The following is a 16,994-nucleotide window of genomic DNA, read 5'->3' as shown; positions in this document are numbered from 1 at the left end:
GGGTCGGCGGCATGGGCGGTGACCTGGCCGACGGCGACCGCGACCGCATCAACCGCGGCGGCATCGGCGTCCTCGCGCCGGAGACCGGCCTCGCCCTCTTCGACGCGGCCCGCCGCACGGACGACCCGCTGCTCGTACCCCTCCCGCTCGACCTGGCCGCCCTCCGCGCCCAGGCACGCACCGGCATGGTTCCCGACCTGCTGCGCGGCCTGGTCCGCGTACCGGCACGCCGGGCGGTCGGCCAGGGTGCCACGGCCGACGGGGCCGCGCTCCGTACGCGGCTGTCCGCGCTGCCCGCCGAAGAGCGGGAGGCGGCCCTGCTGGAGACGGTCCGGGCCGAGGTGGCCGCCGTACTCGGCCACGCCTCGACCGACGAGGTGCCGGCCGACCGGGCGTTCAAGGAGCTCGGCTTCGACTCCCTGACCTCGGTCGAGCTGCGCAACCGCCTCGGCGCCGCCATCGGCGAACGGCTGCCCGCCACGCTCGTCTTCGACTACCCCACGCCGAGCGCGCTCGCGGCGTACCTGCGGACCGAGGTCCTGGGCCTGTCCCTGACCCCGGACGAGGAGACGGCCGCCGCGGCCACCGCCGTGCCCGCGTCCCTCGGCGCCGCGCTCCACGACGACCCCATCGCGATCGTCGGCATGAGCTGCCGCTACCCCGGCGGGGTCGAAACCCCCGAGGACCTGTGGCGCCTGGTGGTGGGTGGCACCGACGCCATCTCGGAGTTCCCGCAGGGCCGCGGCTGGGACCTGGAGTCCCTCTACGACCCGGACCCGGACGGCAAGGGCACCAGCTACACCCGCTCCGGCGGCTTCCTCCACGACGCGGGCCGGTTCGACCCGGCGTTCTTCGGGATCTCGCCGCGCGAGGCCGTGGCCATGGACCCGCAGCAGCGACTGCTGCTGGAGACCTCGTGGGAGGCGTTCGAGCGGGCCGGCATCGACCCGGCCACCATGCGGGGCAGCCGCACCGGCGTCTTCGCGGGCATCATGTACCACGACTACGCCACCCGGATCACCTCCGTGCCCGACGGCGTCGAGGGGTACCTCGGCACCGGCAACTCCGGCAGCATCGCCTCGGGCCGCGTCTCGTACGCCTTCGGCCTGGAAGGCCCTGCGGTCACCGTCGACACGGCCTGCTCCTCCTCCCTCGTCGCCCTGCACTGGGCGATCCAGGCGCTGCGGGGCGGCGAATGCACCATGGCACTGGCCGGCGGCGTCACCGTCATGTCGACGCCGGGCACCTTCACCGAGTTCAGCCGCCAGCGCGGGCTGGCCGCCGACGGCCGCATCAAGTCCTTCGCCGCGGCCGCCGACGGCACCAGCTGGGCCGAGGGCGCGGGCATGCTGCTCGTCGAGCGGCTGTCGGACGCCCGCCGCAACGGCCACCCGGTACTGGCCGTGGTCCGGGGCTCCGCGATCAACCAGGACGGCGCCTCCAACGGCCTGACTGCCCCGAACGGTCCGTCCCAGCAGCGCGTCATCCGCCAGGCCCTGGCCTCCGGCGGACTGACCAGCGAGCAGATCGACGTGGTCGAGGCGCACGGCACGGGTACGACCCTGGGCGACCCGATCGAGGCACAGGCGCTGCTGGCGACGTACGGCCGGGAGCGTGCGGCGGACGAGCCGCTGTGGCTGGGCTCGATCAAGTCCAACATGGGCCACACGCAGGCCGCCGCCGGTGTCGCGGGCATCATCAAGATGATCATGGCGATGCGGCACGGGGTCCTGCCCAAGACGCTGCACGTGGACGAGCCGACCCCACACGTGGACTGGGAGGACGGCGCCGTCACGCTGCTCACCGAGAACACGCCGTGGCCGGAGACGGGCCGCCCGCGCCGGGCCGGTGTGTCGTCGTTCGGCATCAGCGGCACCAACGCCCACACCATCATCGAGCAGGCTCCGGAGGAGGCGGCTGTGACCGCCGCCGACGGCGATGGCGTGCCGGTGCTGCCGTACGTGCTGTCCGCCAGGTCGGCGGACGCGCTGCGCGGCCAGGCGGCCCGCCTGCGGACGCACCTGGGGGAGCCGGCCGAGCTGCGGGCCACCGACGTGGCCTACTCACTGGCGACCCGGCGCGCCGCCTTCGACCACCGTGCGGTGGTCGTGGCCGGCGACCGCGAGGAACTGCTGCGCGGGCTGGAGGCGCTGGGGAAGAACGACCTGGCCAACGCTGCCGTGACGCGGGGCACGGTGGGCGCTGCCGGAACCGGGAAGCTTGCGTTCCTGTTCACGGGGCAGGGCAGCCAGCGGCTGGGCATGGGGCGTGAGCTGTACGAGGCGTACCCGGTGTTCGCCGCCGCGCTGGACGCGGTGTGCGGGCAGCTGGAACTGCCCCTGAAGGACGTGCTGTTCGGCTCGGACTCCGCGGTTCTGGACCGTACGGAGTTCACCCAGCCGGCGTTGTTCGCGGTCGAGGTGGCGTTGTTCCGGCTGCTGGAGTCGTGGGGTGTGAAGCCGGACTTCCTGTCCGGTCACTCCATCGGCGAGATTGCCGCCGCGCATGTCGCGGGTGTGTTCTCGCTGGAGGACGCGTGCACGCTGGTCGCGGCTCGTGGCCGTCTGATGCAGGCGCTCCCGGCCGGTGGTGTGATGATCGCGCTCCAGGCGTCCGAGGACGAGGTGCTGCCGCTGCTGACCGAGCGCGTGAGCATCGCGGCGGTCAACGGTCCCCGGTCGGTCGTCGTCGCGGGTGACGAGGACGCGGCGGTCGCGATCGCCGAGGCCTTCCCGGACCGCAAGTCCAAGCGGCTGACCGTCAGCCACGCCTTCCACTCGCCGCACATGGACGGCATGCTCGCCGACTTCCGCAAGGTCGCCGAGGAACTGTCGTACGGCGCCCCGCGCATCCCGGTCGTCTCCAACCTCACCGGCGCGCTCGTCTCGGACGAGATGGCATCGGCAGACTTCTGGGTCCGCCATGTCCGCGAGGCGGTCCGCTTCCTCGACGGCATCCGCGCCCTGGAAGCCGCCGGAGCCACGACGTACCTCGAACTCGGCCCCGACGGCATCCTCTCCGCCATGGCCCAGGACTGCCTGACCGCGGACGGGGCCCGCTTCGCGCCCGCCCTCCGCACCGGTCGGCCCGAGTCCGAGACCCTGAGCAACGCCCTCGCCCTCGCCCACACCCACGGTGCGACGCTGGACTGGGAGGCGTACTTCGCCCCGACCGCCGCACGCCAGGTCGAGCTGCCCACGTACGCCTTCCAGCGCGACTGGTACTGGCTCGACTCGGCACCCACCGCACAGAACACGCCGGGCGACGCCGCAGGCTTCGGCCTCGGCACGACGGACCACCCGCTGCTCGGCGCGGCCGTCGAACTGCCCGACTCGGACGGGTTCCTCTTCACCGGCCGGCTCTCGTCGACCACCCACCCCTGGCTCGCGGACCACGCGGTGCTCGGCTCGGTGCTCCTGCCGGGCACGGCCTTCGTGGAACTGGCCGTCCGAGCCGGCGACCAGGTCGGCTGCGACGTCCTGGAGGAGCTGACCCTGGAGGCCCCGCTCGTCCTGCCCGAGCGCGGCGGAGTCCAGCTGCGGCTGTCCGTCGCCGGAGCCGACGAATCCGGCCGACGTGCCCTGTCGCTGTACTCCCGTGACGAGGACAGCCCCGCCGACGAGCCGTGGACGCGGCACGCCGCCGGCGTCCTCACCACCGGCGACGCCTCGACCCCGGCAGCCGACCTCACGGTCTGGCCGCCGACCGGAGCCGAACCGGTGGACATCGACGGCCTCTACGAAGGCCTCGCCGCGGCCGGATTCGACTACGGCCCCGCCTTCCAGGGCCTGCGCTCGGCCTGGCTCCACGGCGACGCGGTGTACGCGGAGGTGAGCCTGGACGAGGCGACCGCGGAAGCGGCCGACTGGTTCGGTCTCCACCCGGCGCTCCTGGACGCGACCCTCCACGCGGCCGGTCTCGGCGCGCTCGTCGAGAAGACCGGCCAGGGACGGCTCCCGTTCGCCTGGAGCGGTGTCCGGCTGCACGCGGCCGGCGCCTCCGCGGTACGGGTCCGCCTGGCCCCGGCCGGCCGCGACGCGGTCGCGCTGGAGCTCGCCGACCTGGCGGGCGCACCGGTGGCCTCGGTCGAGTCGCTCGTGCTGCGGGCGGTCTCGCCCGAGCAGATCGGGGCGGCGCGCGGCGGTCGTCTGGAGTCTTTGTTCCAGGTCGGGTGGGCGGCAGTGCCGCTCGCCCCGGTGTCCGCGTCGGAGCAGCGTCCCTGGGCGCTGCTGGGGGACGCTCACGCCGGTCTGGATGCGGTGGGTGTGCGCTACGAGGCGCACAGCGGTGGGCTCGCGACGCTCGCGGACCCGGCGCTGGTGTGCGTGCCGCTGTCCTGGGTCAGTGATCCGGAGGGTGTGGCGGGTGCGGTGCACGCGGAGACGGGTCGGGTGCTGGAGCTGCTGAAGGAGTGGCTGGCCGAGGATCGTTTCGCGGATGCGCGTCTGGTGTTCCTGACCCAGGGTGCGGTGGAAGCCGTACCGGGTGAGGGCGTGTCCGACCTGGTGCGGGCTTCGGTGTGGGGTCTGGTGCGTTCGGCGCAGTCGGAGAATCCGGGGCGGATCGTCCTGGCCGACACGGACGGCACCGATGCCTCCTACCGCGCGCTGCCCGCCGTATTGGCTTCGGGTGAGTCCGAGGTCGCGGTGCGGGGTGGTTCGGTTCTGGTGCCGAGGCTGGCGCGTACGGCGGTCGCCGCTGGTGCGGGCGTCGAGTGGGATGCCGATGGCACGGTGTTGGTGACGGGTGCGAGTGGTTCGCTGGGCGGGCTGTTTGCCCGGCATCTGGTCGCTGAGCACGGTGTGCGTCGTCTGCTGCTGGTGAGCCGTCGTGGTGAGGCGGCGGAGTTGTCGGCCGAGCTTGTCGGTCTGGGCGCTGAGGTGTCGTGGGCGGCGTGTGATGTGGCCGACCGGGACGCGCTGGCCGCCGTACTCGCCGGCGTTCCTGCGGAGCACCCGCTGACGGCGGTCGTGCACACGGCGGGTGTCCTTGATGACGGTGTGGTCGGTTCGCTGACGGCCGCGCGTCTGTCGGCGGTGCTGCGTCCGAAGGTGGATGCGGCGTGGAACCTGCACGAGCTCACCCAGGACCTGGACCTCTCCGCGTTCGTGCTGTTCTCGTCTGCCGCCGGTGTGTTCGGTGGCGCGGGGCAGGCCAACTACGCGGCGGGCAACACCTTCCTGGACGCCCTGGCCGCGCACCGTCGGGCCCAGGGTCTGGCGGCCACGTCCCTGGCTTGGGGTCTGTGGGCCGAGGTCGGTGGCATGGGTGGTGCTCTGGACGCCGAGGACGTGTCCCGACTCGGCCGTGGCGGTGTCAACGCCCTCACCGCCGTTGAAGGCACGGCGTTGTTCGACGCCGCCTGCGCCGCCGGGCAGCCGCTGCTCGTGCCGGTCAAGCTCGACCTGGCCGCCCTCCGGGCCCAAGCCGGCAGCGGGATGCTCCCGCCGCTGCTCTCGGGCCTGGTCCGCACGCCCGCTCGCCGCGCCGCCGACACCACCGCACCCGACGCATCCGGACCGGCGGCACGCCTCGTCGGCCTGACGGACGCCGAACAGCTGCTCTTCGTACTGGACTTGGTACGTAATCAGGTCGCTGCGGTGCTCGGCCACGCCGGGCCCGAGGCGGTCGAGGCCGACCGTTCCTTCCGCGAGCTGGGCTTCGACTCCCTGACCGCCGTCGAGCTGCGCAACCTGATCGGCGCCGCCACCGGGCTGCGCCTGCCCGCCACCCTCGTCTTCGACTACCCGACCTCCACGGTCCTGGCCGACCACCTGCGGGCCGAGCTGCTCGGAACGGTGCCGGCCGCGCCGTCCGCACCGGTGGCCGTCGCGGTCCGCGACGACGAGCCGATCGCGATCGTGGGTCTGGGCTGCCGGTACCCCGGTGGCGTCGAGAGCCCGGAAGCCCTGTGGCAGCTCGTCCTGGAGGGTCGGGACGTCATCTCCGGGTTCCCCGACGACCGCGGCTGGGACGTCGACGCCCTCTTCGACACCGACCCCGGCCACGAGGGCACGAGCTATGCCCGCGAGGGCGGCTTCCTCTCCGACGCCTCCGCCTTCGACCCGGCGTTCTTCGGGATCTCGCCGCGCGAAGCCGTGGCCATGGACCCGCAGCAGCGCCTGCTCCTGGAAACCTCCTGGGAGGCGTTCGAACGGGCCGGCATCGACCCGCGGACCCTGCGCGGCAGCCGGACCGGCGTTTTCGCCGGCGTCATGTACCACGACTACGCCTCCCGGCTCGCGGCACTGCCCGAAGGCGTCGAGGGCTTCCTCGGCACGGGCAACGCGGCCAGCGTGATCTCCGGCCGGCTCTCGTACACCTTCGGCCTGGAGGGCCCGGCGGTCACCGTCGACACCGCCTGCTCCTCCTCCCTGGTGGCCCTGCACCTCGCCGTGCAGGCGCTGCGCAGCGGGGAATGCTCGCTCGCCCTGGCGGGCGGCGTGACCGTGATGGCGACTCCCGCGGCCTTCGTGGAGTTCAGCCGGCAGCGGGGCCTCGCGGCCGACGGCCGCTGCAAGGCGTTCTCCGCCGACGCCGACGGCACGGGCTGGTCCGAAGGCGCCGGGGTGCTCCTGGTGGAGCGCCTCTCCGACGCCCGCCGCAACGGGCACCCGGTGCTGGCCGTGGTCCGGGGTACGGCGATCAACCAGGACGGCGCGAGCAACGGCCTGACGGCCCCCAACGGGCCCTCGCAGCAACGCGTCATCCGCCAGGCCCTCTCCAACGCCGGTCTGTCCGCCGCCGACGTCGACGCGGTGGAGGCCCACGGCACGGGCACGACCCTCGGCGACCCGATCGAGGCCCAGGCGCTCCTGGCCACCTATGGGCAGGACCGCCCGGCGGACCGGCCGCTGCTCCTCGGCTCGATCAAGTCCAACATGGGCCACACGCAGGCCGCCGCCGGTGTCGCCGGGATCATCAAGATGGTCATGGCGATGCGGCACGGGGTCCTGCCCAAGACGCTGTACGTGGACCAGCCGACCCCGCACGTCGACTGGGCGGCGGGAGCCGTGAGCCTTCTGGACTCGGCCACGGACTGGCCGCGGACGGGCCGCCCGCGCCGGGCCGCCGTCTCCTCGTTCGGCTTCAGCGGCACCAACGCCCACGCCGTCATCGAGCAGGCCCCCGAGCCGGTGGAGCCCGAGGCGGGGACCGTGCCGGCCCGGGTGCCGGGCAGCCTGCCGTGGCTCCTCTCGGCGAAGGACCCGCAGGCCCTGCGCGACCAGGCCGCGCGCCTGGCGGCGCATGTGGTCGAGCACCCCGAACTGTCCCTCGTGGACGTCGGCCACGCCCTGGCCACGAGCAGGACCGCCCTCGACCGGCGCGCCGCCGTGGTCGCGGAGGACCGCGAGGGCTTCCTGGCCGGTCTCGCCGCGCTCGCCGAGGGCGAGTGGGCGGCCGGCCTGCTGGAAGGCTCGCCGACCGTCGGCAAGCTGGCGTTCCTGTTCACCGGACAGGGCAGCCAGCGGCTGGGCATGGGGCGTGAGCTGTACGAGACCTACCCGGTCTTCGCCGCCGCCCTGGACGCGGTGGGCGAGCGACTGGACCTCGAACTGCCGCTGAAGGAGGCCCTGTTCGGAGACGAAGCGGACCTGCTCGACCGTACGGAGTACGCGCAGCCGGCCCTGTTCGCGGTCGAGGTGGCGCTGTTCCGTCTGCTGGAGTCGTACGGCGTGCAGCCGGACTACCTGTCCGGCCACTCCATCGGCGAGATAGCCGCCGCGCACGTCGCCGGGGTGCTGTCCCTGGACGACGCGTGCGCCCTGGTCGCGGCCCGTGGCCGCCTGATGCAGGCGCTGCCCGCCGGCGGCGTGATGATCGCCGTGCAGGCGTCGGAGGACGAGGTCCTGCCGCTGCTGACCGACCGCGTCAGCATCGCGGCCGTCAACGGCCCGCAGTCCGTGGTCGTCGCGGGCGACGAGGACGCCGCGACGGCGATCGCCGAGTCGTTCCCCGACCGGAAGACCAAGCGGCTGACCGTCAGCCACGCCTTCCACTCGCCCCACATGGACGGCATGCTCGACGCCTTCCGCGAGGTCGTCGAGGGGCTGACGTACGCGAGCCCCCGCATCCCGATCGTGTCCAACCTGACCGGCGCCCTCGTCACCGACGACGAGATGGGTTCCGCCGACTTCTGGGTCCGGCACGTCCGCGAGGGCGTCAGGTTCCTCGACGGCATCCGCGCCCTGGAGGACGCGGGAGCCGCCACCTACCTCGAACTCGGCCCCGAGGCCGTCCTCTCCGCACTCGCGCAGGACTGCCTCACCCGCGACGGTGCGGCCTTCCTCCCCGTCCTGCGCGCGGAGCGCCCCGAGGAAGCCACCCTCGGTTCGGCCCTCGCCCAGGCGCACCTGCGGGGCATCGCCGTCGACTGGGACGCGTACTACACGGGCACCGGCGCACGCAGGGCCGACCTGCCCACGTACCCCTTCCAGCGCCAGCGCTACTGGCTGGAGGCGCCCGCCCACGCCCTCAGTGGCGACGTCGCGTCCGCCGGGCTCGGCCCGACCGCGCATCCGCTCCTCGGCGCGGCGGTCGACCTGCCCGACTCGGACGGGTTCCTCTTCACCGGGCGGCTCTCCCTGCGCACCCACTTCTGGCTGGCCGACCACCGCGTCGCGGGCACCGTCCTGCTGCCGGGCGCCGCGCTGGTCGAACTGGCCGTCCGTGCGGGCGACCACGCCGGCTGCGGGCGCCTGGACGAGCTGACCCTCGAAGCGCCCCTGGTGCTGACGGAGACGGGCGGGACGCAGCTGCGGCTCGCGGTGGCCGAGCCGGACGCGCAGGGGCGCCGGGCCTTCCAGGTCTACTCGCGCCCCGAGCAGACCGCCCCCGACGAGCCGTGGACCCGTCACGCCGACGGCGTCCTGGCCCCCGAGGCCACGGACACCGGCATCGAGGCCCTGGGGGAGTGGCCGCCGGCCGGTGCCGTCGCCTGCCCCGTTGACGACCTGTACCCGGGCTTCGACGGCATCGGACTCGGCTACGGCCCCGCCTTCCGCAACCTCCGCCGGGCCTACCGGCTCGGGGACGAGGTGTTCGCCGAGGTCACCCTCGACGAGGACCGCCTCCCGGAAGCCGCCCCGTACGGTCTCCACCCCGCGCTCCTCGACGCCGCCCTGCACGCCGTCGGCCTCGGGGAGTTCTTCCCCGAGGGCCCGCAGGGCGCGCGGCTGCCGTTCTCCTGGGACGGCGTGCGGCTGCACGCCGCCGGCGCTGCCGGATTGCGCGTACGGATGGCACCGGCGGGCCGGGACGCGGTGACGCTGACCCTGTGGGACGGGAGCGGGGAGCCGGTCCTGACCGTCGACTCGCTCGTCCTGCGCCCCTTCGCCGCCGACGGCATCGCTGCCGCCGCCGGTTCCGGTACCGGACCCGTACGCGAGGCGCTGTTCCAGGTCGACTGGACCGCCCTGACGCTGCCCGAAGCCGCGCCGGAGTCCGGTGCCGGCTGGGCGCTGCTCGGCGCGGACCCGCTCAAGACCGGCGCCGGCCTGGAACGGGCCGGGATCCTCGACGACGCCTGCGGATCGGCGTACCCGGACCTGAACGCCCTGGGCGAGGCCTTCGACGTGGCCGAGGCCCTGGGGGAGCCGGCACCGGAGACGGTCCTCGTCTCGCCGGCGCCCGACCTCGCGGCACCGGATGCGGCCTCGGCCGCGCACGCCGCGACCGCGCACGCCCTGGACCTCGTCCAGGGGTGGCTGGCGGACGAGCGGTTCGCGGCCTCCCGGCTCGCGGTCGTCACCCGCGGGGCCGTCGCCGCCGACCCCGACGAGGACGTCACGGACCTCGCGCACGCCGCCGTGTGGGGCCTGGTGCGCTCCGCGCAGGCCGAGCACCCCGGCCGGTTCGTCCTGGTCGACCTCGACGGCGAGGCCCCCTCCTACGGGGCCCTGCCCGCCGCGCTCGCCACCGACGAGACCCAGCTCGCCCTGCGCGGGGGGACCGTACGGGCGCCCCGGCTGGCCCGCGCGGCCCTCACCCCGCCCGCGCCCGCGGCCGCAGCCGAGGGCGAGGGCGAGGGCGAGGGCGAGGGCGCCACCCGCGCCGTCGACCCCGAGGGCACCGTCCTGATCACCGGGGCCACCGGCACCCTGGGCGGCCTGTTCGCCCGGCACCTCGTCGCCGAGCACGGCGTACGTCACCTGCTGCTCACCAGCCGGCGGGGCGCGGCGGCGGACGGCGCCACCGAACTCGCCGATCAGCTGGTCGCGTCGGGTGCCCGGGTCACCTGGGCGGCCTGCGACGCGGCCGACCGGGACGCGCTGGCCGCCCTGCTGGCCTCCGTACCGGCCGGACACCCGCTGACGGCCGTCGTGCACACCGCCGGTGTGCTCGACGACGGCACCGTCACCTCGCTCACGCACGAGCGGGTCGCGAAGGTGCTGCGGCCCAAGGCCGACGCGGCATGGAACCTGCACGAGCTGACCCGGCACCTCGACCTGGCGGCGTTCGTCCTGTTCTCCTCGGCGGCCGGCGTGTTCGGCAACGCCGGACAGGCCAACTACGCGGCCGGCAACACCTTCCTCGACGCGCTCGCCCAGCACCGCCGGGCCCAGGGCCTGGCGGGCCTCTCGCTCGCGTGGGGCCTGTGGGACGACGAGGCCGGCATGGCCGCCACCCTCGACGACCAGGACCGGCGCCGCCTCGGCCGCGGCAGCATGAACGCGCTGTCGGAGGCCGACGGGCTGGCCCTCTTCGACGCTGCCCTGCGGGCGTCGACGGCCGCGGTCGCCGAGGCCGGGGAGCCGGGGAGCGCGAGCCTGCTCGTGCCCGCCCGGATCGACCTCGCCGCCCTCCAGGCCCAGGTGGGCGACACCGTCGCCCCGCTGCTGCGCGGCCTGCTCCGTACACCCGTACGACGCAGGACGAGCGGCGGCGCCTCCGCGGACGCCCCGGGGACGCTGGCCGATCGGCTGGCCCAACTCCCGCCCGCCGAACGGGACCGGGTGCTGCTCGACACGGTCTGCACCCACGTCGCCCAGGTACTGGGCCACAACGGCGCGGCCGCCATCGAACCGGGCAGCGCGTTCAAGGAGCTGGGCTTCGACTCGCTGACCGCCGTCGAGCTGCGCAACCGGCTCGGCGCTGCCACCGGACTCCGGCTCCCGGCCACGCTCATCTTCGACTACCCGACCCCCGAACAGCTCAGTGGATACCTGCGCTCCGCCCTGCCCCTCGGCGCCGGCGGACCCACCGTCTTCGGTGAACTCGACCGGCTGGAAAGCGCGTTGGGCGCGGTGGACGCGACGGACGCGGACAGCGTCACCCGCTCGCGGATCACGATGCGCCTCCAGGCCCTCATGGCCAAGTGGAACGCCGGCCAGGACACCGGACGGCGCACCGGCACCGACGAGGACACCGACGACGACCTCGACGCGGTGACCGACGACGAGCTCTTCGACCTGCTCGACGACGAACTCGGCGCCTGAGCACGCCGGGCGGGGCACCCCGCCCCGCCCGGCACCCCGAACACCCCGAACACCCCGAACACCCCGAACACCCCGAACACCCCGAACACCCCGAACACCCCACGGACAGACCCGTACGACCGCCTCTCTGGCATGGAGCCCACGCACATGGTGAACGAGGACAAGCTTCGCGACTACCTCAAGCGGGCGACCGCCGATCTGCGCCAGGCCCGCAGGCGGTTGCGCGAGGTGGAGGAGCAGAACCAGGAACCCGTCGCGATCGTCGCGATGAGCTGCCGCTACCCGGGCGGCGTCCGCAGCCCCGAGGACCTGTGGCGGCTCGTCGCCGACGGTGACGACGCCGTCTCCGGGTTCCCCGTCGACCGGGGCTGGGACGTGGAGTCGCTCTACGACGCCGACCCCGACAGCGCCGGATCCAGCTACGTCAGCGAGGGCGGCTTCCTCTACGACGCCGCCCGCTTCGACCCCGCCCCCTTCGGCATCTCCCCGCGCGAGGCCCTGGCCATGGACCCGCACCAGCGGCTCCTGCTGGAGACCTCCTGGGAGGCGTTCGAGCGGGCCGGCATCGACCCGACGTCCCTGCGCGGCAGCCGGACGGCCGTCTTCGCCGGCGTCATGTACCACGACTACACCGCCCGCCTCGACTCCGTCCCCGAAGGCGTCGAGGGCTTCCTCGGCACCGGCAGCTCCGGCAGCATCGCCTCCGGCCGCGTCGCGTACACCTTCGGCCTCGAAGGCCCCGCCGTCACCGTCGACACGGCCTGCTCGTCCTCCCTGGTCACCCTGCACCTCGCGGTGCAGGCCCTGCGGGCGGGGGAGTGCACCATGGCCCTCGCCGGCGGGGTCACCGTGATGGCGACCCCGGCCACCTTCACCGAGTTCAGCCGCCAGCGCGGCCTGGCCGCCGACGGCCGCTGCAAGCCCTTCGCGGCCGCCGCCGACGGCACCGGCTGGGGCGAGGGCGTCGGCATGCTGCTCGTGGAGCGGCTGTCGGACGCGCAGCGCAACGGACACCCGGTGCTGGCCGTGATCCGCGGCTCCGCGATCAACCAGGACGGCGCGAGCAACGGCCTGACGGCCCCCAACGGGCCCTCGCAGCAGCGCGTCATCCACCAGGCGCTCACCAACGCCCGCCTCACCACCGCCGAGGTGGACGTCGTGGAGGCGCACGGCACGGGTACGACCCTGGGCGACCCGATTGAGGCGCAGGCCGTGCTCGCGACGTACGGGCAGGACCGGCCGGCGGACCGGCCGCTGCTGCTCGGCTCCATCAAATCCAACATCGGTCACACCCAGGCCGCGGCCGGTGTCGCGAGCATCATCAAGATGGTCGAGGCGATGCGGCACGGCGTCGTCCCCAAGACCCTCCACCTCGACGAGCCGACCCCGCACGTGGACTGGGAGGCGGGCGCCGTCTCCTTGATCGGCGAGAGCGTCCCCTGGCCGCGGACCGGTGCCCCGCGTCGTGCGGGTGTGTCGTCGTTCGGGTTCAGCGGGACGAACGCGCATGTGATCGTGGAGCAGGCGCCGGAGGCGGACGCGGATACGGCTGAGTCCGTTGAGCCGGATGTTCGTTCTGGGATGCCGGTGGTGCCGTGGGTGCTGTCGGGCAAGAGCGCGGGGGCGTTGCGGGCGCAGGCGGAGCGGCTGTCCGGCTGGCTGGCGGGTGTGCCGGGTGTGGATCCGCTGGATGTGGGCTGGTCGTTGGCGGCGACGCGTGCGGGGCTGGATCACCGGGCCGTCGTTCTCGGCGATCACGCTGCCGGTGTGGCTGCGGTTGCGTCGGGTTCGCTGGCCGCTGGTGTGGTGACCGGGTCCGTGGTCGGTGGCAAGACCGCCTTCGTGTTCCCGGGTCAGGGCTCGCAGTGGGTGGGCATGGCGGCGGGGCTGCTCGACGCCTCGCCCGAGTTCGCCGCGCGGGTGGATGAGTGTGCGAAGGCGCTGGAGCCCTTCACCGACTGGTCGTTGGTGGATGTGCTCCGGGGTGCCGATGGCGTGCCCTCGCTCGACCGGGTGGATGTCGTGCAGCCGGCTCTGTTCGCGGTGATGGTGTCGTTGGCTGAGGTGTGGCGTTCGGCGGGTGTGCGTCCGGGTGCGGTGATCGGGCATTCGCAGGGTGAGATCGCGGCCGCCTGCGTCGCCGGGATCTTGTCCCTGGAGGACGCGGCTCGTGTCGTGGCTTTGCGGAGTCAGGCGATCGGGCGGGTGCTGGCCGGCTTGGGCGGCATGGTGTCCGTGCCGCTGCCCGCTGCCGAGGTACGTGAGCGGATCGCGCCGTGGGGTGAGGAGCGGATTTCCGTCGCTGCCGTCAACGGCCCGTCTTCCGTGGTCGTCTCCGGCGAGGTCCAGGCCCTGGAGGAGCTCCTCGCCTCGTGTGAGGCGGACGGGGTTCGTGCCAAGCGGATCGCGGTGGACTACGCCTCGCATTCGGCGCAGGTGGAGCTGCTCCGTGAGGAGCTCGACACCCTTCTCGCCCCGATCGTTCCGCAGGCGGCGGAGGTTCCGTTCCTGTCCACGGTCACCGGCGAATGGGTCAGCGGCACCGAGCTGGATGCCGGTTACTGGTTCCGCAACCTGCGTCAGACAGTCGAGCTGGAGCAGGCGACCCGCACGCTCCTGGAGCAGGGCTTCGGTGTGTTCATCGAGTCGAGTCCGCACCCGGTGCTGACCGTCGGCATGCAGGAGACCGTCGAGGACGCGGGCCGCGAGGCTGCGATCCTGGGCTCCCTGCGCCGCAACGAGGGCGGTCTGGAGCGTTTCTGGCTCTCCTTGGGTGAGGCCTACGTCCGCGGCGTGACGGTCGACTGGGACGCGGTCTTCGCCGGCACCGGCGCCCAGCGCGTCGACCTGCCCACCTACGCCTTCCAGCAGGAGCACTTCTGGCTCGAAAGCGGTACCGCCCCGGACGCCGGCCCCGCCGTGTCCCCGGCCGACACCGCCGACGCCCACTTCTGGGAGGCCGTCGAGCGCCAGGACGTGGCCGCCCTCACCGCCGAGCTGGCCATCGACGGGGACGAGACGCTCACCGCTCTCCTGCCCGCGCTGTCCTCCTGGCGGCGCCGTCGGCAGGAGCGCTCCACGGTCGACGGCTGGCGCTACCGGATCACCTGGAAGCCGGCTCCCGAGCCCGCCGCCACCCGTCTCACCGGCACTTGGCTCGTCGCGGTCCCGGAGGCCGGTGAGGGAGCCGACGCCGTCGTGCGCGCGCTCGCCGAACACGGGGCCGATGTACGGCAGATCGCGGTCCCCCGTACCCACGACGCCCGTGCCGAGCTGGTCGAGCGGATCCGTGAGGCACTCGCCGACGGCCCCGCCGTGGCGGGCGTGCTGTCCCTCCTGACCCCCGCCGGGGCCGAAGCGGAGCCGATCGGCTCCGCCGCGCCCGCCGGGGTGATCGCCACCCTCGCGCTCGTCCAGGCCCTCGGTGACGCCGACGTTGCCGCTCCGCTCTGGTGCGTCACCCGTGGCGCGGTGTCCGTGGGCCGTTCCGAGCAGCAGGCCGATCCCGCGCAGGCCCCGATCTGGGGACTCGGCCGCGTCACGGCCCTGGAACACGGCGAGCGTTGGGGCGGTCTGATCGACCTGCCCGCGCAGACCGACGCCCGGACGCTCGGACGACTCGTCGGCGTGCTTGCCGGGGACGCCGCCGAGGACCAGGTGGCCGTGCGGTCCTCGGGGCTCTTCGTGCGACGTCTCGTGCGGGCCCGGCTGGCCGAAACCCCGCCGGTGCGCGAGTGGCGTCCGGCCGGGACGACGCTGGTCACCGGTGGTACGGGCGCCCTGGGTGCGCACGTGGCCCGCTGGCTGGCGGAGAACGGCGCCGAGCACCTGATCCTGACCAGCCGCCGCGGGGCCGAGGCGCCCGGCGCGGACGGGCTGCGCGAGGAACTGACGGCCCTGGGCGCCGAGGTCACGCTCGCCGCCTGCGACGTCAGCGACCGCGACGCCCTCGCCGCCCTCCTGGCCTCCGTCCCCGCCGACCGGCCGCTGACCGCCGTCGTACACACCGCCGCCGTCCTCGACGACGGAGTGATCGAGGCGCTCACGCCCGAGCAGGTCGAGCGCGTCCTGCGGGTCAAGGTGGACGCCACGCTGCACCTGCACGAGCTGACCCGCGACCTCGACCTGTCCGCGTTCGTCCTCTTCTCCTCCTTCGCCGCCACCTTCGGCGCCCCCGGCCAGGGCAACTACGCGCCGGGCAACGCGTTCCTCGACGCCTTCGCCGAGTACCGGCGCGCCGCCGGGCTGCCCGCCACCTCCCTCGCCTGGGGCCCCTGGGGCGACGGAGGCATGGCCGAAGGCGCCGTCGGCGACCGGATGCGCCGCCACGGCGTCATCGAGATGGCTCCCGAGCGGGCCGTCAGCGCACTCCAGCACGCGCTGGACCGTGACGAGACCACGCTGACCGTTGCCGACATGGAGTGGAAGCGCTTCGTCCTGGCCTTCACCTCCGGCCGCGCCCGGCCGCTGCTGCACGACCTGCCCGAGGCGCGGCAGGCCATGGAGCACGCCCGTACCGACGCGGCCGAGGACACCGGCAGCGCCGCCGTCCTCACCCGGCAGCTCGCCGGGCAGCCCGAGGCCGAGCAGGAACGGCTGCTGCTGGAGCTGGTCCGTACCGCCGTCGCCGCCGTCCTCGGCTACGCCGGGCCCGACGCCGTCGAGGCCGGCCGGGCGTTCAAGGAGCTGGGCTTCGACTCCCTCACCTCCGTTGAGCTGCGCAACCGCCTGAACGCCGCCGCCGGCCTCAAGCTGCCGCCCACCCTCGTCTTCGACTACCCGACGCCCACCGTCCTCGCCCGCCACCTGCGGGCAGAGCTCGCCGGGCAGGGCGCGGTCGGCGCCACGCTCGTACCGACTGCCTCCGCCTCCGCGTCCGACGCCGAGCCGATCGCCGTCGTCGCGATGAGCTGCCGCTTCCCCGGCGGCGTCCGCAGCCCCGAGGAACTGTGGCAGCTGCTCGCCTCCGGCGGCGACGCCCTCTCGCAGTTCCCGGCCGACCGGGGCTGGGACGTCGAGGCGCTGTACGACCCCGACCCCAACGCGCAGGGCACCTCCTACACCCGCGAGGGCGGCTTCCTCTCCGACGCGGCCGCCTTCGACCCGGCGTTCTTCGGGATCTCCCCGCGCGAGGCCCTGGCCATGGACCCGCAGCAGCGGCTGCTGCTGGAGACCTCGTGGGAGGTCTTCGAGCGGGCCGGCATCGACCCGGACACCCTCCGCGGCAGCCAGTCCGGCGTGTTCGTCGGGACCAACGGCTCCGACTACTCCCACCTCGTACGGGGTGCGGCCGACGGCCTCGAAGGACACCTGGCCACCGGCAGCGCGGGCAGCGTCGTCTCCGGCCGGCTCTCGTACACCTTCGGCCTGGAGGGCCCGGCGGTCACCGTCGACACGGCCTGCTCGGCATCGCTCGTGGCCCTGCACCTCGCGGTGCAGGCGCTGCGGAGCGGCGAGTGCTCCATGGCCCTGGCCGGCGGTGTGACGGTCATGTCCACGCCTGGCACCTTCATCGAGTTCAGCCGCCAGCGAGGCCTGTCCACCGACGGCCGCTGC

The 16,994-nt window shown here is 74.1% G+C and carries 1 protein-coding gene and 1 pseudogene; both read left to right on the top strand.

Annotated elements, in window-relative coordinates; genetic code table 11:
- Positions 1-278: 278 nt before the first annotated feature.
- Positions 279-11,438: pseudogene (locus OG982_RS30830) on the top strand (SDR family NAD(P)-dependent oxidoreductase); the annotation flags it as partial.
- A 147-nt stretch (positions 11,439-11,585) separates the two neighbouring features.
- The coding region (locus tag OG982_RS30825) for a type I polyketide synthase (protein WP_266950266.1) at positions 11,586-16,994 on the top strand (5,409 nt) is incomplete at its 3' end.

This window comes from Streptomyces sp. NBC_01551 (assembly GCF_026339935.1).
Classification (GTDB): Bacteria; Actinomycetota; Actinomycetes; order Streptomycetales; family Streptomycetaceae; genus Streptomyces.
The sequence above is the reverse complement of the archived record's forward strand: the minus strand, read 5'-3'. Positions and strand labels throughout refer to the sequence as shown.